This window comes from Ralstonia mojiangensis (assembly GCF_023955645.1).
GTDB lineage: Bacteria > Pseudomonadota > Gammaproteobacteria > Burkholderiales > Burkholderiaceae > Ralstonia > Ralstonia mojiangensis.
In genome coordinates this window covers 803661-819846 of record NZ_JAMXHU010000002.1, presented here as the reverse complement: position 1 = coordinate 819846, position 16186 = coordinate 803661, and the positions used below count along the sequence as shown (strand labels likewise).

General features: G+C 62.5%; 17 protein-coding genes. 11 read left to right on the top strand and 6 right to left on the bottom strand.

Annotated elements, in window-relative coordinates; all coding sequences use genetic code 11:
- Positions 1-67: 67 nt before the first annotated feature.
- Both phhA and NG898_RS10600 read left to right on the top strand, forming a co-directional pair.
- Complete coding sequence (phhA, locus tag NG898_RS10605; protein ID WP_092976170.1) at positions 68-1012, top strand: phenylalanine 4-monooxygenase; 945 nt, start codon at positions 68-70, stop codon at positions 1010-1012.
- Positions 1013-1073: 61 nt separating this feature from the next.
- On the top strand, positions 1074-1388 hold the full coding sequence (locus NG898_RS10600; RefSeq protein ID WP_092976167.1) for a 4a-hydroxytetrahydrobiopterin dehydratase: 315 nt from the start codon (positions 1074-1076) through the stop codon (positions 1386-1388).
- A gap of 18 nt (positions 1389-1406) precedes the next feature.
- On the opposite strand, the gene NG898_RS10595 is transcribed toward NG898_RS10600, so the two are convergent.
- Positions 1407-1634, bottom strand: a complete 228-nt coding sequence (locus tag NG898_RS10595) for a DUF3717 domain-containing protein (protein ID WP_045205351.1) — start codon at positions 1632-1634, stop codon at positions 1407-1409.
- A 76-nt stretch (positions 1635-1710) separates the two neighbouring features.
- Here NG898_RS10595 and NG898_RS10590 point away from each other — a divergent pair, with 76 nt between their 5' ends.
- Together NG898_RS10590 and NG898_RS10585 are read left to right on the top strand one after the other, a co-directional pair.
- The gene (locus NG898_RS10590; RefSeq protein ID WP_252692262.1) at positions 1711-2421 is read left to right on the top strand and encodes a response regulator transcription factor; all 711 of its coding nucleotides are present in this window, start codon (positions 1711-1713) and stop codon (positions 2419-2421) included.
- 8 nt (positions 2422-2429) lie between these two features.
- A complete protein-coding gene (locus NG898_RS10585) occupies positions 2430-4106 on the top strand; it encodes a sensor histidine kinase (protein ID WP_252692261.1) in 1677 nt (558 codons plus the stop codon).
- A 16-nt stretch (positions 4107-4122) separates the two neighbouring features.
- Here NG898_RS10585 and NG898_RS10580 read toward each other — a convergent pair whose 3' ends face one another.
- Positions 4123-4662: an SET domain-containing protein gene (locus tag NG898_RS10580; protein WP_252692260.1), complete on the bottom strand. Its 540-nt coding sequence runs from the start codon at positions 4660-4662 to the stop codon at positions 4123-4125.
- 633 nt (positions 4663-5295) lie between these two features.
- Here NG898_RS10580 and NG898_RS10575 point away from each other — a divergent pair.
- The 4 genes from NG898_RS10575 to NG898_RS10560 all read left to right on the top strand — a co-directional run bounded on the left by NG898_RS10575 (position 5296) and on the right by NG898_RS10560 (position 8593).
- Positions 5296-5574, top strand: a complete 279-nt coding sequence (locus NG898_RS10575; RefSeq protein ID WP_004628548.1) for an HU family DNA-binding protein — start codon at positions 5296-5298, stop codon at positions 5572-5574.
- Between the two features lie 144 nt (positions 5575-5718).
- On the top strand, positions 5719-6666 hold the full coding sequence (locus NG898_RS10570) for a DUF2272 domain-containing protein (protein ID WP_252692259.1): 948 nt from the start codon (positions 5719-5721) through the stop codon (positions 6664-6666).
- A gap of 120 nt (positions 6667-6786) precedes the next feature.
- Positions 6787-7611, top strand: coding sequence for a class II aldolase/adducin family protein (locus NG898_RS10565; protein ID WP_252692258.1), 825 nt, complete (start codon positions 6787-6789; stop codon positions 7609-7611).
- Between the two features lie 4 nt (positions 7612-7615).
- The gene (locus NG898_RS10560) at positions 7616-8593 is read left to right on the top strand and encodes a 2-dehydropantoate 2-reductase (RefSeq protein WP_252692257.1); all 978 of its coding nucleotides are present in this window, start codon (positions 7616-7618) and stop codon (positions 8591-8593) included.
- A gap of 14 nt (positions 8594-8607) precedes the next feature.
- On the opposite strand, the gene NG898_RS26175 is transcribed toward NG898_RS10560, so the two are convergent.
- The 4 genes from NG898_RS26175 to NG898_RS10540 all read right to left on the bottom strand — a co-directional run bounded on the left by NG898_RS26175 (position 8608) and on the right by NG898_RS10540 (position 13931).
- Complete coding sequence (locus NG898_RS26175) at positions 8608-9621, bottom strand: fimbrial protein (RefSeq protein WP_252692256.1); 1014 nt, start codon at positions 9619-9621, stop codon at positions 8608-8610.
- A 193-nt stretch (positions 9622-9814) separates the two neighbouring features.
- Positions 9815-10819 carry a fimbrial protein gene (locus NG898_RS10550; protein ID WP_252692255.1) on the bottom strand — a complete coding sequence of 335 codons (1005 nt, stop codon included), beginning with the start codon at positions 10817-10819 and terminating at the stop codon, positions 9815-9817.
- 229 nt (positions 10820-11048) lie between these two features.
- Positions 11049-11852, bottom strand: a complete 804-nt coding sequence (locus NG898_RS10545) for a tetratricopeptide repeat protein (protein ID WP_252692254.1) — start codon at positions 11850-11852, stop codon at positions 11049-11051.
- 12 nt (positions 11853-11864) lie between these two features.
- On the bottom strand, positions 11865-13931 hold the full coding sequence (locus tag NG898_RS10540; RefSeq protein WP_252692253.1) for a bifunctional 2',3'-cyclic-nucleotide 2'-phosphodiesterase/3'-nucleotidase: 2067 nt from the start codon (positions 13929-13931) through the stop codon (positions 11865-11867).
- Positions 13932-14273: 342 nt separating this feature from the next.
- Between NG898_RS10540 and minC the strand changes: the two genes are divergently transcribed.
- Genes minC through minE form a run of 3 tightly spaced genes read left to right on the top strand, consistent with a single transcriptional unit; the run spans position 14274 to position 16179 of the window.
- Positions 14274-15044, top strand: a complete 771-nt coding sequence (gene minC, locus NG898_RS10535) for a septum site-determining protein MinC (RefSeq protein ID WP_252692252.1) — start codon at positions 14274-14276, stop codon at positions 15042-15044.
- A 44-nt stretch (positions 15045-15088) separates the two neighbouring features.
- Positions 15089-15910 (top strand): septum site-determining protein MinD, encoded by an 822-nt coding sequence (minD, locus tag NG898_RS10530; protein ID WP_012436754.1) that lies wholly within the window; start codon positions 15089-15091, stop codon positions 15908-15910.
- A 14-nt stretch (positions 15911-15924) separates the two neighbouring features.
- Entirely contained in the window at positions 15925-16179 is a 255-nt protein-coding gene (gene minE, locus NG898_RS10525) for a cell division topological specificity factor MinE (protein ID WP_024977189.1), read from the top strand.
- Positions 16180-16186 lie beyond the last annotated feature (7 nt).

The window sequence follows — 16186 nt, the reverse complement described above, 5'->3', positions numbered from 1 at the left end:
GCGGCCAACCCGCGTGGGCGCGCCCATACACTGGCCGGACTTTGATTGCACAAGATCGACATTACAAATGGACATCGCAACCACCGCCCCCGATGCAGCCCAAAACGCCGCTCCGGCCGGCTTCAACGGCACCCTGACCGACAAGCTGCGCGAGCAATTCGCAGAAGGCCTCGACGGCCAGACGCTGCGCGCCGACTTCACCATGCAGCAGCCAGTGCACCGCTACACCGCTGCCGATCACGCAACGTGGCGCACGCTGTACGACCGCCAGGAAGCGCTGCTGCCCGGCCGTGTGTGCGATGAATTCCTGCAAGGCCTGTCGACGCTGGGCATGAGCCGCGATGCCGTGCCGTCATTCGACCAGCTCAATGAAACGCTGATGCGCGCCACCGGCTGGCAGATCGTCGCCGTGCCGGGCCTGGTGCCCGACGAAGTGTTCTTCGATCACCTGGCTAACCGCCGTTTTCCCGCCAGCTGGTGGATGCGTCGCCCCGATCAGCTCGACTACCTGCAAGAACCGGATTGCTTCCACGACATCTTCGGCCACGTGCCGCTCTTGATTAATCCGATCTTTGCCGACTACATGGAAGCCTACGGCAAGGGTGGCCTGAAGGCCGCACGCCTGGGCCAGCTCGACATGCTCGCGCGCCTGTACTGGTACACGGTGGAGTTCGGCCTGATCCGTACGCCGGCGGGCCTGCGCATCTACGGTGCGGGGATCGTGTCGAGCAAGAGTGAATCGGTGTACGCGCTGGATTCGGCGAGCCCGAACCGCATCGGCTTTGACGTGCGCCGCATCATGCGCACGCGCTACCGGATCGACACTTTCCAGAAGACCTACTTCACCATCGACAGCTTCGAGCAGTTGTTCGATGCCACGCGCCCCGACTTCACGCCGCTGTATGAAGAACTCGCCGCGCTGCCGACCATTGGCGCGGGTGATGTGGTGGATGGGGATCTGGTATTGAACGTGGGCAACCGCGAAGGTTGGGCAGACACTGCGGACATCTAGCAGCAGATAGTCGAGCGCTGACTATACTGCGCGCATTCAAGACCGAACTTTGCACCCCATCATGATGCCGACCCTGAACGAAGACCAACGCAAGGCCCTTTTTGCCGAACTGCCCGGCTGGACGCTACAGAGTGAGCGCGACGCCATCCAGAAGACCTTCACCTTTGCCGACTTCAACGCTGCGTTCGGTTTCATGACGCGCGTGGCGATCAAGGCCGAGCAGATGAATCATCATCCGGAGTGGTTCAACGTGTGGAATCGCGTGGACATCACCTTGTCCACACATGACGCGAACGGGCTCACGCACCGTGATGCAGATCTCGCGCGCTTTATCGAGCAAGCCGCGAAAGGCACCAGCGCCACCGCCGCAAAGTAACGACCGCAATGCTGGCGCTCAGCCCTGTGAGGCTGCGCGCCACGCCTCATATGCCGCCCGCGCCTTGTCGCCCAATTGCTCAGGGGCGATGCGGGTGGCGCCTTGTACAATCATCAGCGCATACGGCTTGGCCAGCGCCGACGCCTCGGCACACAGCCGCAGTTCTTCGCCTTCGGCGGGTGAACGGGCGCGCCAGAAATTGATGGCGGCCTCCAGATCGGTGATGGTGAGCAGGGCATCGGTCATCCGCGCATTGTAGCGCTGCCAAATCACGCCGATCGCCCCTTTTTGCCTTTTCCGCCCCGCACTCTGGATCGAGTCAATGCGCATCCTGCTGATTGAAGACGACCGTGCCATCGCCAGCGGCATCCATGCCGGGCTCACGCAAGCCGGGCATCGCGTGCACGTCGTGCACGACGGTGTCTTCGCCACTGAACAGCTCACTCGGCAGACCCACGATCTGGTGATCCTCGATCTCGGGCTGCCCGGTATCGACGGCATGACGTTGCTGTCGCAGTTTCGGGCGCGCGATCGCGTGACGCCCGTGCTGATCCTGACGGCACGCGACGGCCTGCTCGACAAAGTGAACGGCCTGAACGCCGGCGCCGATGATTACCTGCTCAAGCCGTTCGAGATGCTCGAACTCGTGGCCCGCGTAGGCGCATTGCTACGCCGTCGCAACGATTCGACCGAACCCGCCGCGCGCCCTGACGTCCTTGTCGGCCGGCTGCGCATGAGCGGCGTAGAAAGGCGCATCTTTGTCGACGCCGCGCCGCTCGAACTGTCGCCGCGCGAATTTGCCGTGCTGGAGTTGCTGATGCAGCGCCAGGGCCGGGTGGTCAGCAAGGTGCAGTTGCAGGACCACCTTGCCAGCTTCGGGCACGCCATCGGCGAGGCCAGTCACGATGTGGTGGGCGATACGGCCATCGAAGTCTACGTGCACCGCGTACGCCGCAAGATCGAGCATTCCGAGGCGGAGATCGTCACGGTGCGCGGCTTCGGTTACCTGTTGCAGGCACGCGCCGCGGCGTAGTCCGGCCCATGTTCAAGCGCCACCGTCCTACCTCGTCGTCGGCTTCATCAGCTCCGGTCAAGGGTGCTGGCAACGGTGCCATCAGCCTGCGCCTGCATCTGTTGCGTGCGCTGGCGACACCGCTGTTTGGTTTGATCGTGGGTACCGGCGCGCTGTCGTATTGGCTGGCGGCGCACTACACCGCTCAGGTGTTCGATCGCGCATTGGTGGGTGTGGCCAACACGCTGGCCGAACAGTTGCGCATCGCTGGCCCGCACGTGCCGGCGGCCAAGCTCTACGACATCGCCCTCACCGCGCAGACGCTCGTACAGAACAGCGGCGAAGACCGCATCTACTGGCGCATTTCCGGCCCCATGGGCACGCTCGTCGGGCGCGACACGCCGCTGGGCTACGGCTCGGGCCAGGTCCGCATTGGCGATGCACGCGTGTTCTATAGCTGGATCGACGGCAAACAGGTGCGCGCCGTGCATCTGCTCGTTCCGGGCGTGAGTGCAGAGGTGCCCAAGCCGCGCTCGCCGCGCCAGCCGGTGCTGCCCGAACCGGAAGACGACGTTACACGCCCCGCGCTCGCGCCCACGCAGGCGCAGACGGCACCGGCATTCAACCCGTCCAATCCGCCTGACACCATGAAGGCGGAAGACGGCATCGTCGTGGAAGTGGCGGAGCTGCTGGACCACCGCGATACGGCGGCCAAGGAAGTGCTGCTATCGGTGTCGATTCCGTTGATCGTGCTGCTGGCAATCGGCGGCCTGATTCTCTCGCTCGTGCTCAAGGAAGAGCTGCAGCCGTTGCAGACGCTGGCCGACACGCTTAACAAGCAGAGCGCACGATCGGTGACACCGCTGCCTGCGGAATCGGCGGAACGTGTGCCCGCCGAACTGCAACCGCTCATCAATGCGATGAACGCGCTGCTTGCCCGGCTGCGCGACGCGCTTGAAGCGCAGCGCACCTTCATCGCAGACGCTGCACATCAACTGCGCACGCCGCTCACCGCGTTGAAGCTGCATGCCGATCGCGCTGTCGATGCCAAGACATTGGACGAGGCCCGCCCTGCACTGCTGGAGCTGCAATCGGGTGCCAACCGTGCCGTGCGTCTGTCCAACCAGTTGTTAACGCTGGCGCGTGCCGAGCCAGGCATGACGCTCGATCAATTGGGCCCACCGATGCAGGTCGATCTCGTCGCGCTGGCGTTCGATACCGGCGCCGAGTGGGTACCGCGCGCGCTGGCACGTGGGCTGGATCTCGGCTTCGAGGCCTGGCCGCAGGAGGCAGCATCGCCGGGTTCGTTGCAGGCGCCGGTGCTGGCCAACGTGGTGCTGCTGCGCGAGGCCATCAACAACCTGCTCGACAACGCCATCAAATACGTGCCGGCCGGCGGACGCGTGACCTTGCGTGCCGGCATGGAGGCCGATGCGGCATCCCAGTGGTGGGGTGTGGTGAGCGTGGAAGACAATGGCCCCGGCATTCCACCCGAGCGGCGCGGTGAAGTGTTCCAGCGCTTCTTCCGCGGGGATGCGGACCACCGCCCTGGACAGCCGCAGGGCAGCGGCCTGGGCCTGGCCATCGTGCACGACATCGTGCGTCTGCACGGCGGCACCGTCGCCATTGACGATGCGACTGCGCGTGACGGCAGCCGCGTAATGCGCTTCGTGTTGCGCCTGCCGCTGGCAAGCGAATCCGTCTGAACGACGGACGATCGGCTTACTTCTTCTTTTTCTTCGCGGGCGGCGCCAGCATCGTGCCGCGGCACTTCTTCGCGCCGCAGCGGCACGCAAACTGTTCCTTCAATGCCTTGGTCTGACGGCCTTCGATGACGAGGCCGTAGTCGTAGAACAGTTCTTCGCCAGGTTCGATGTCGCGCAGCGCGTGAATGAACACGCGGCCATCCGCTTCGCGCGCCTCGCAGTTTGGCTTGCAGGCGTGGTTGATCCAGCGCGCGCGGTTGCCGCCAAACTTGGCGTCGATCACGCTGCCGTCTTCCAGGCTGAAGTAGAAGGTGTGATTCGGGTCGGACGGGTCGTGCGGATGGCGGCGCAGCGCCTCCTTCCACGTGATGTGCTCGCCCTTGTATTCGATGATCTTCTTGCCGCGTGCGATGGCGACCACGGCATACACGCCGCGTCCGTGCACGCCGGATTCGCGCACCTCGATGCGATCGCGGCGGCGCAGTTTGGCCGGCGCTTCCGTCGCGGGCGAGGACTCAGCCAGAGCCGGCGTGGCATCAGGGGACGTGCGTGTCATGGGAAATGGCGCAGTAAAGCGAAACAAAAACGTCGATCAACGAAGCCGTGAGCCTACACCAAAAGCATGGCATCTCGACACGTGCCGCAACCCCATGCCGCCCGGTCAATGTGGATAACCTGGCCTGCAGCTGTGGATAACTACCGGCAAAGGCTGTTGGCTGTCTGTGGCTGCCCTGTCGACGGTGTGGGCACAAGTGACGGGGTTGCCAGGCCGGTGGTCGGAAAAAACAGCAAGCTATCCACCTGAGGACACACGCGGTACCCCCTGTTTTGCTTGCCACAAGTGTTTGAACATAAAGCGCTTTTTCCACTTATCCACAGAAACTATCCACCGTTATCTACTACTACTATCTGTATACATAAGAAAAAAGGTAAACCAACTGATCGACTTGCGTCGAACCCTATCTGCGAGCAAACAGCCAACCGCAAATCAGAACATCGAGCGTTAGCATTGATGTGATTGGATCGCCTCGCAACGTAGAGCCCGTGCGGTTTTGCGGAACCCACATGCCACGCGCCGTTACAAAGCTCACGTGCCGACGCTGTTCGCATGCCGGTATCATGTCGCCCTTGGAGCCATCCCCCGGACGCTCTGTTGTGTGTTTTATCTACTCTTGAAGGGAGTCAAGCAATGACGAAAACCGAACTGATCGACGCCATCGCCAGCGGCGTAGACGGTCTGACCAAGGCCAAGGCCGAGCAGGCACTGAACGTGACGCTGCAAGCCATCATGGAATCCGTTGGCAAGGGCGATGCGGTCAGCCTCATCGGCTTTGGTACCTTCAGCCAAGGTGAGCGTGCCGAGCGTATGGCCCGCAACCCGCGCACCGGCGAAGAAATCAAGGTCGAAGCGGCCAAGACGGTCAAGTTCAAGGCCGGCCAGAAGTTCAAGGACGCTGTCAACGCCTAAGGCAATGACAACCCTCGGCGTAACCAGCGCGTCTGGTTAGCGCCAACGACGTGGCATGCCATTGCATGCGTGAATCGACCGCAGCATTGGCGTACCACGTCGGAAGGCCTGTCTCCCCGTCAGGCCATCCCTTCTCCCTCTTCCATGTCTCGCCCTTTCCTGCGCAATTCGCTCGCTCTGCGCATTGCCCTGCCGATCGTCCTGATCGCACCGGTCCTCTGGTTTGCCGGTTGCGCCACGCCGCCTGCGCGTCCGCAAGCTGAACCGTTGCCCGACAACGAAGTCGTGCAAACGCGCCCAGGTGCGACCCCGCGTGAAAAGATGATCGAGATTGCCCTGGCCGAATGGGATCGGTGGGGGCGCCAGGTTGTGCGTGTGGGGCGTGACGATACGTATTGCGTGGCAGGCGGCGGCTTTCCTGACCAGCCGCAAGGCCGTTGGCTGACAGCCGACGACCCCACGCCTGCCCCGTCGGATGAAGAAAGCGGTACCGACATGCCGCTGCCCAAAGCGGTTGCCACGCCTGCTGTACCGCCCCCTGCGCCTTGCCTGCGCTATCCGGACGGCACGGGCGGTGAATCCACCGCGCGCGGCTGCATGCTGGCCAAGCGCTACTGGGGCATCGTCGGCAAGACACCGACCTGCCAGCAGTTGACCACCGGCGGCTGGGCGTGGTCTGCGGTGTTCATCTCGTGGATCATGCGCAAGGCCGGCTTGCAGAACGATCAGTTCCTGACCGGCGCCACGCACGCGGAATACGTGACCGACGCGCGCGACCATCTGCTCAAGCACCCCGCCTTCGTACTCGAACGCACGCCGGCCGTGCCGCGCCCCGGCGACCTCATCTGCACCGCACGCGGCGCAGATCGCTTCATGACGGATCCTGCCGAGATCCAGGCCGGCAGAACGCCGATGCACTGCGACCTCGTCGTTGAGGTGGACCCGATGCGCCATGAAGTGAAATCGATTGGCGGCAATGTGCAGCAATCCGCGTCGATGAGCATTACCGAGTTGAATGACGCCAACCAGCTCGATCCGTACACGAACTCGGTCATGCAGTGGTTGGTGATCCTGCGTAACCAGTTGCCCTAGCAGACAGCGAGCCAACGGATGTAACGTTGTTTGACGCCGGACGCAAATTCATTAACATGTGAATCACTTGAGCGCCGGCAACCCGACCGGCGCATGGCCCCTGCGATCAGGAGACAGGTCATGACGGTGCTTTCGCTTTCACCCGACGCCGGATCGGACATCCAGGCGCATCGCCCAGCATGGTGTGGCCCACGCGAATGGGCCGCGCGCGTAAAGCTGGCAGCGTGCTACCGCATCTTTTCGCAGCTCGGCTGGACAGAACTGATCTACAACCACATCACGCTTCGCCTGCCAGCCGAAGATGGCAGCGCCGACGATGGCGGCCCGCATTTCCTCATCAACCCATTTGGCCTGACCTATGCCGAGGTTTGCGCGTCGAACCTCGTGAAGATCGACCTGCGCGGCAATGTGCGGCGCGCCGCGGGCCAGCCGGACTGGCCGGTCAACCCGGCAGGCTTTACCGTGCATGCCGCCATTCACACGGGCATTGCCGGTGCGCATTGTGTGATGCACACCCACACGACTGCCGGCATGGCCGTGGCCTGCGCGCGCGATGGTCTGTCGATCAGCAACTTTTACGCGGCGCAGTTGCACGGCAAGGTGGCGTATCACGACTTCGAAGGCATCACCGTGCATGCAGACCAAGGGCCACGCCTGGTGAAGAACATCGGTGACAAGCCCGCCGTGATCCTGCGCAACCACGGGCTGCTGGCCTGGGGCGATTCGATTGCGCGGGCGTTTGCAGTGCTGTGGCTGCTTAACCGCGCGTGCGAGATCCAGCTCGCTTCCACTTCGATGGGACCGGTGCTGGAGATACCCGAGGCGGTAGCGCGCAACTGCACGCGCGATTCACTGCAGTTCAACCCGAACTTTGGCGCGGGCGAAGATGTGTTCGCGGCGCTCACCCGCACCATCGACCGCATCGACCCTTCCTACCGAACCTGATCACATGACGCGTATTTGCATTGTCGGCGCCGGCGCGGTCGGCGGTTATCTTGGCGCGAAGCTGGCGTTGGCCGATCAACCTATCAACGTGTTGGCGCGCGGCGCGACGCTTCAAGCGCTGCAAGCAGAAGGTCTGCGACTGACCGAAGACGGCAATACACGCTCTGTGCCGGTTCGCGCGAGTGACGATGCGCATGCGCTCGGTGTGCAGGATGTCGTTGTCGTTGCCGTGAAGGCGCCCGCCATGGAAAGCGTGGCGCAAACCATCGCGCCCCTCATCGGCGCTGAGACCGCCGTGGTGGTGGCGATGAACGGCGTGCCATGGTGGTTCTTTGATCGACCTGGCCCGCTGGAAGGTCTGCGCCTGCAATCGGTCGATCCACACGGCCGTATCGCGCAGGCCATTCCAACGAGGAACGTGCTGGGCTGCGTGGTGCATCTGACGTGCTCGACGACTGCGCCTGCGCACGTGCGCCACGGGTTCGGCAAGCGACTGATTTTTGGCGAACCGGCGGGCGGCACCTCACCCCGCCTTGATGCAGTTAGCTCACTCTTTGAACGCGCCGGTCTGCAGATCGAACGTAGCGAAGCCATCCAGCGCGACATCTGGTTCAAGCTGTGGGGCAACATGACGATGAACCCCGTGTCGGTGCTGACCGGCGCGACGTGTGACCGCATTCTCGACGACCCGCAGGTCAGCGCGTTTTGCCTGGCCATCATGGAAGAAGCGAAAGCGATCGGCGTGCGCATCGGCTGCCCGATCGAACAAAGCGGTGAAGAACGCAGTGCCGTCACGCGGCAACTTGGCGCGTTCAAGACGTCGATGCTGCAGGATGCGGAAGCCGGGCGCGGCCCGTTGGAGATCAATGCGCTGGTTGCGTCGGTGCGAGAGATCGGTCAGCACGTTGGCGTGCCGACACCACAGATTGATGCCCTGTTGGGTCTGGTGCGTCTGCATGCCCAGACCCGTGGACTTTATTGAACGGTCAGGCCGCGTTACTGATACGTGAGCGTAAACGTCGCACTGCCGTTGGCGACGCCCGTCGTAACGCTGTTAGCGGTTTGCACGTAGCGCGCTTTCAGCGGAATCGCGTAGTTCCCATCCGCATCGGCCACCTGCCACTTGAAGCGTTTGGCCAGTTCGACAGGTTTGTCGTCGTACAGCAGCTGGATGGACACACCCGTGGCACTGGTAGAGCCCGCGTCCAATTTGAGCATGCCCTGCGCGGCGTCATATGCCTCCCCGTCCAGCTGCACGTTGATGCTTGTGCCTTTTGCGCAGTTCAGCGGAATGCTGAAGGCCTGCGTCCTCGAAGGCGGCGAAGTGCCCGGCCCCTTGAACACACTAATGGGCACGTCGCCAAGTTTCACTGGGATCAACTTGCTGCTCACCGTGCACGACATAACATCGACCTTGAATGCGCCGATATTGATGGTGGATTCTGGCGTGTGCCAAGAGGTCTTGTTGTTTCTCAGGATGAAAGAACCAACCTGTTTTCCCGAAACCGACCCAGCGCTGATGCTTTGGGCCGTCTTGTAGAAGCGGACCAACGCTTTGCCTTGCCTTGGTAGCGCGCTGAACATCCCGTTCACCGCGCAGTAGACGTAGTGGTTCGGGTTGTCGGTGTTCGATCCGGTGACCCACCACGTCAAGTTGGCGCATGCATCCCATGTGCCCCCTGGGGTCGATATGCCAACGGCATAGCCAATTCCATCAACATTCGTCTTATAGACGCGTTTACCGTCGAAGTCGGCAACGTACGTTCCATACGCCTTAATGCCGACCTCCTGCCAAGGAAGCTTCGGCTCGGTGTTGGAACACTTGAAGGTGCTTACGATGTCCGACGCTACCTCTGCAATGACGGAGCCCACCGGAAGGTCTCTCTGTATCGCAAGGTCCTTCGGCTGGATCGTGGTGCTGCTTGTAACGGTTTCGCAGGTGTACGAAAGGGCACGGCCTCCAGCGAGGCACAGCAACGCTGCCAAGAAGCTCCGGTATCCGATGCGCACGTCCTGCTCCCGTCATGATTGAAAACGATGAATGGAAGCACGTGAGCCATCGCGTGTATGTAGGAATCTTCTCGTTTTGGCGTTAGCGGGAGGTGCTCGACAGCGTAGTCGCTGAAGCCGGGGCGAGAGCGGAAATCGGCATGCATGGCATACGCACGCTGATTCCCAACTTCAGTAAACCGGCTGCGCTGAGCTATTGATACGTCAGCGTAAAGGTGGCACTGCCGTTGGCGGCGCCGGGCGTGATGCTCTTATCCGTTTGCACGTAGCGCGCCTTGAGCGGGATCGAATACGTACCTTCGGCGTCGGTTGTCTGCCACTTGAAGCGCTTGGCCAGCTCCACGGGCTTGTCGTCGTAGAGCATCTGGATGGCCACGCCCGTGGCGCTTGCGGCATCCTCGCTCAACTTCAGCATGCCTTGCGAGGCGTCATGTGCGGTGCCGTCAAGTTGCAGGTTGATGCTGGCGCCCTTAGGGCACGTCAGCGGAATACCGAAGCTCTTCGTGCGGTCATCCGGAGGCGACGTGCCCGGCCCCTTGAACACACCCACAGGCACATCTCCCATTGGAACAGTGATTGCCGCGCTGCCCAACGTGCATGAAAGATTCTCAACCGCGACGGAGCCAATACTGAATTGGGCTTCTGTCTGCCAGTAACTCTGGTTGTTCTTCAGGATGAAGGCGCCGATCAGTTTGCTTGACACCGTGCCCGTTCCCGTGCTAGCTGCTGTCTTGTAGAAGTTGATCAACGCCTTATGCTGCATGGGTTGCGCGGTGAACATGCCGTTGATCGCACAGTAGAGATAGTGGTTGGGATTCTCTTTGTTCGTCCCGTTGACCCAGCGTTCCAGGCCGGCAGCGCATCCGTTCACCATCCTGACTCCGATGGCATAGCCAATACCTTCGATGTTGGTCTTGTAAATACGCTTGCCGTCCAAGTCGCTATCGTAAGTGCCATAGGCCTTCATGCCGACTTCCTGATACGTCAATTGCGGCGCTTCATTGGAACACTTGAAGGTGTCCACGACATCCGACACCACTTGCGTAATGAGTGCGCCGACCGGGAGGTCGCGCTGCACCGAGATCGTTTTCGGCTTGATGGTGGTACTGGTTGAGACTGTGGTGCATGTAAAGGCAAAAGCGCCCTTTGCAGCGGTTAGCATGAGGCCCGCTGCCAGCCTTGCGCACCATACGCGCATGTGTCGCTCCGTTCGTTATCGTCGGGCAACATAAAAACACGTGGTCCAATCTCTGTGGATAGGAATCGTCCCATTCTGCAAACGCAGCTGCTGCAGACATGGCGCGCGCTGATCAACGATGGGACGGCAAGGCGGAGCGATGCACAAACCAGAAAGACCAACGCGATCCATCGCCATGGCAGCGAGGATCGCGTTGACCAGAACAGCCCAGAAGAAGTGAAGGTGATGCTTACGGCGCAAGCGCTGGATGCTTCAGCGCATGCGCCGTTTCGATCCACTGCTGGTGGTACGCCGCATCGTCGCGCTTAAGGCCGAGTTCGCCGTTCTGATACGCCATCGCCAAGGCCTGCACGGCTTCGGGCAGTTCGTGTTCGGCGGCGTCCTGGTACAACGCCAGCGCGCGCGCTTCATCACGCGGCACGCCATCACCGTCACGATACGCATTGGCCAGCATGAACATCGCGGCCGGAATCTCGTGGCGCGCGGCACGATCAAACCAGTGCGCAGCCTGCGTCGTGTCGATGGCTGTGCCGTAGCCGCTGCGATACATCAGGCCGAGGTAATACGCGGCAGCAGCATCGCCCTTGTCAGCGGATTGACGCAACAGTCGCAGCGCACGCGGATAGTCGCGCGCCACACCACCGGTACCAAGCAGCAGCGCCTTGCCCAGCGACAGCTGCGCACCTGCGTCGCTCGGTGCAGCGGTTTCCAGCCAGCGCATCCCTTCGTTACGCAAGGCGCTGTCGTGCGCGCCGAGCAATGCCTCGCCCAACGCGGATTGCGCCGGCACTGAACCGCTGCGCGCGAGCTGACGCAACCGCTGCAGCGCTTCCGGCTCCATCGCTTGCACGACCATCGCGCGCCACGACTCCAGTTGAGTGGCATCCACGGCCGGCGCCTGGCGTGCGTGCGACAGCCAACCGCCGGCCATCACGACAATCGCGAGCGCGGCAGCCACGGTCAGCATCGGCACCGACTGGCGCGCAGATTCCATCGCCGGTGCACCCGCCCATGCAGAACGAAGAGAAGGCATGGCGTGGTCCTCTTACTGCGTCAGGTCGATCTGATACACCGCCAGGCCCTTGCCCGAGCCGTCATCCGCGGCCACCTGCGTGACGTTGGTGATGCCGGCGGCCGTGGCACTGGCCAGCTTGTTGGGCGCCGACGTGAACTGCACCTGCGCCACCGAACTCGCCAGCTTCGTGAAGCGCCAGCTGCGCTGCGAGCCGTTGGTGGCACGCTTCACGCTGCCGATCTTCTTGATGTAGCTGATCAGCACGTCACGGTTGGCATCGGGCGATGCATAGATCGTCTTGCTGCCGTCCAGGCCCGGAAAGTTGCCGCCACCGCTTGCACGGTAGTTGTTGGTCGCCACGATGAACTGCGCTGCCGGGTCGAGCGCCACGCCCTTGTACATCAGGTTCTTGATGCGGCTGCCTACCGGTTGCGTGACGTCAATCTCGTACGTCAGGTCCGGCGTGGTGAACATGTCGAAGTTGTAGCCTGGGAACGTGCTCACCAGCTTCTGCACCGTCGCTTGCGTCGGGTCGATGGTGTTGAAGCGCTTGGCCGCCGTCTCCAGCCAGTTCTTGATGTCGGAGCCCGCCACCTTCACCGCGTAGACCGTGTTCGGATACAGGTACAGGTCGGCCGCGTTGTTGATTGCCAGCGGGCCGGCCGCCACGTCGGTGAAATCTGTCCCACCACCAAAACCGCTCTTGAACGGCGCGCTGACCGACAGCACCGGCAGCGACGCGTACTGCGGCAGGTTCGCCTGGATGTACGCCGACACGTAATCGGCCTGCGCCTGGTTGACGATCTCGATCGCGCCCGGGTCGCCCACGTCGGCAAAGTACGTGCTCATGTTGAAGTCGGTGCTGCCCACCGGCGTCTTCACATAGTTGATCGTCGCCTGGTGCTCGGTGGCAATGGCGGCCGAAACCGTCGGGTCGGCGGCCACATACGTCTTGTCGGCGTTCTGGATCGAGCGCGCTTCCACCGTGGTCTGCGTCTTGTCGACAGCCCAGTTCGTACCGTTGAACGTCAGGCCGAGCTTGATGACGCCCAGATGCTTGCCCCAGTAGTTCGCCATCACGGTCGGCACGCCATTCACGGTGCCGGCCACCTTATCCACACCCGGCAGGTTGAACTGGCTCACGGTGCTCTTCGCATCCGGGAAGAGCTGGTGCGAGTGGCCGATCAACATGGCATCGATGCCCGGCACGGTCGACAGCCACCAGCTGCCGTTTTCCATCGTCGGCGAGTACGTCGAGTTATCCAGCCCGCCGTGCGAAATCGCCACCACCAGATCGGCGCCCTTCGCGCGCATTTCCGGGATGTACTTGGCGGCGGTCTCCTTGATGCCGACGGTATAGACCTTGCCGTCGAGCCAGCGCTTGTCCCAGCTCGTGATGGTGGGCGGCGTAAAGCTGATGATGCCGACCTTGACCGGCGCGCTGATCGTGCTGCCATCCGGCGCCGTGGCCGTCACCGTCTTGGTGATGATCGTGTACGGCTGGAACAGCGGCGCATTCGTCTTGGCGCTGATCACGTTGGCCAGCACCTGCGGGAAGTTCGGGCCCGCGCATTTTTTCTGCGTGGCAGGATCGGGCAGGCCATCGACGTTGAACGTATTGCCCGTGACTTGCGACAGATACGGCAGGCCGTAGTTGAACTCGTGGTTGCCGATGCCGCCGCCGTCGTACTTGGCGGCGTTCATCACCTTGTAGATCGCCAGCGTCTGGTCGCAGGTGACGGGGCTCACCATGGCCTGGTAGTCCGACAGCGCGGTGCCTTGGATGGTGTCGCCGTTATCCAGCAGCAGCGTGTTGGGGAATTGCGCACGCGCCTGGTTGATGAGCGTCGCCACGCGCTCGAAACCGAGCGAGTTGTCGGCCGTGAGCTTGAAGTAGTCGTACGACAGCACGTTCGTGTGCAGGTCGGTCGTTTCCAGCACGGCCAGCGTGGCCTTGGTGCCTGCGGGGGCGGCGCTGGCGGCAGGCGTGGCGCTGCCGTTCGACGGGGTATCGTCGCTGCCGCCACAGGCAGCCAACGACATCGACAAGAAAACAGCAAGCGGCAACGCCGCCGAACACAACGGTCGGACTCGCATGAACTTCTCCCTGAAGTTTATTTTTGGTCTGCGAACTACGAACTGCTGAATGCGAATTGCTGATGAAGCGAATGACGCGTGGACGCGCCCGCGGAATCGGGGGAACCGTTTGCGTAGCGCGAGAGGACAACAGACTGGGCCGGCGGGCACAGAAGCGGAGAAGTATCAAAAGCGTGCGTGACGATGCCGTGACCATCGCATGACATTTGTGCGTGGACTCTGCAGCGTGGAGAACAGCGCCGGTTGCGGGTCTCAGCCGGATGGCGGAGCGGCGGGGCCAAAAAATCCAAGGCGTTTCGTCAACAACGTTAGAATGAGCCCATTTTTCCGCGTAGCCGTTCTATGTCCCAGAAGAAAGCGCCGCTGTTCGAGATCCGCAGCGGCACCGTCGATGCCCTGCTGCTGTCGCCGCGCACCGCCGACATGGACGCCTTGGCCGCCGAACTCACGCGACGCTTTGCCGACACGCCGGAGTTTTTCTCCGATGACGTGATCGCCATCGATGTGCGCCGCCTGGCTGAAGACGAGCGCCTGCCCATCGACCGTTTGGTGGAGACCCTGACTGCGCTGCGTGCCCATGCGATCGGCGTGGTGGCCAGCCCGGAACAGGCCGAGTGGGCCCAGGCCTTTGGCCTGCCGCTGCTCGACAGCCACGGCCGCCGCCCGCGCGGTGAGAAAGAGGGCAAGGACGCACAGGATGCGCCCGAGCACGCCCAGGCCGCCGAAGCCCCTGTCCCTTCCCCCGCCGTTCCGCCCGTCGATGCCGTGGCCATGCAGCCCGGCACGATGATCGTCGACCGTCCCCTGCGTTCCGGCCAGCGCATCTATGCGCGCGGCGACCTCGTCGTGCTGGACCTGGTGAGCGACGGCGCAGAGGTGATCGCCGAGGGCAACATCTACGTCTATGCCTCGCTGCGCGGCCGCGCGCTGGCAGGCGTGAAGGGCAACCTGGACGCGCGCATCTTCTGCACGTGCCTGGAGCCTCAACTGATTTCCATCGCCGGCATCTACCGCACCGGCGAAACCCCGTGGCCCGACGCCTACGCCAGCAAGCCTGCGCAGGTCCGGCTCGCGGACAACACGCTGGTTTTCGAACCGTTGCGGATGAAGTGACGCACCCCGTGCGCCGAGCGATTTAACTTTTCGATATACGAGCCATGACCAAGATCATCGTAGTCACCTCCGGCAAGGGCGGTGTCGGCAAGACGACCACCAGTGCGGCGTTCTCTGCCGGCCTTGCGCTGCGCGGCCACAAGACCGCTGTCATCGACTTCGACGTCGGCCTGCGCAACCTCGACCTCATCATGGGCTGCGAGCGCCGCGTCGTGTATGACCTGATCAACGTGATCCACGGTGAGGCCAACCTGAACCAGGCCCTCATCAAGGACAAGAAGTGCGAAAACCTCTTCATCCTCCCGGCCTCGCAGACGCGCGACAAGGATGCGCTCACGCGTGAAGGCGTCGAGAAGGTGATCGAAGGCCTGAAGGAAATGGGTTTCGAATACATCGTCTGCGACTCGCCGGCCGGTATCGAATCGGGCGCGCTGATGGCGATGTACTTTGCCGACGAAGCCATCGTCGTCACGAACCCGGAAGTGTCTTCGGTGCGCGACTCCGATCGCATCCTGGGCATCCTGTCGTCCAAGTCGCGCCGCGCGGTGGAAGGCAAGGAGCCGATCAAGGAACACCTGCTGCTCACGCGCTACAACCCGAAGCGCGTGTCCGAAGGCGAGATGCTGTCGCTGACCGACATTCAGGAAATCCTGCGCATCAAGCTGATCGGCGTGATTCCCGAATCGGAAGCCGTGCTGCAGGCGTCCAACCAGGGCACGCCCGCCATCCACATCGAAGGCTCAGACGTGGCGAATGCCTACCACGACGTGATCGACCGTTTCCTGGGCAAGGAAAAGGAACTGCGCTACGTCGAATACAACAAGCCGGGCTTCCTGCAGCGCCTGTTCGGCGGCAGCGGTAAATAAGGAGACGCACATTCATGTCGATTCTGTCTTTCCTGCTGGGCGAGAAGAAGAAGACTGCGACCGTCGCCAAGGAACGTCTGCAGATCATCCTCGCCCATGAACGTACCGCCAGCGGTGCGCCCGCCGACTACCTGCCCGCGCTGCAACGCGAGCTGGTGGCCGTGATTTCGAAGTACGTGAAGATCGGCAACGACGACATCAAGGTCAACCTCGAGCGCCAGGACAACCTGGAAGTGCTTGAGGTGAAGATCGAGATTCCGCAGGCCTGATTGCGCC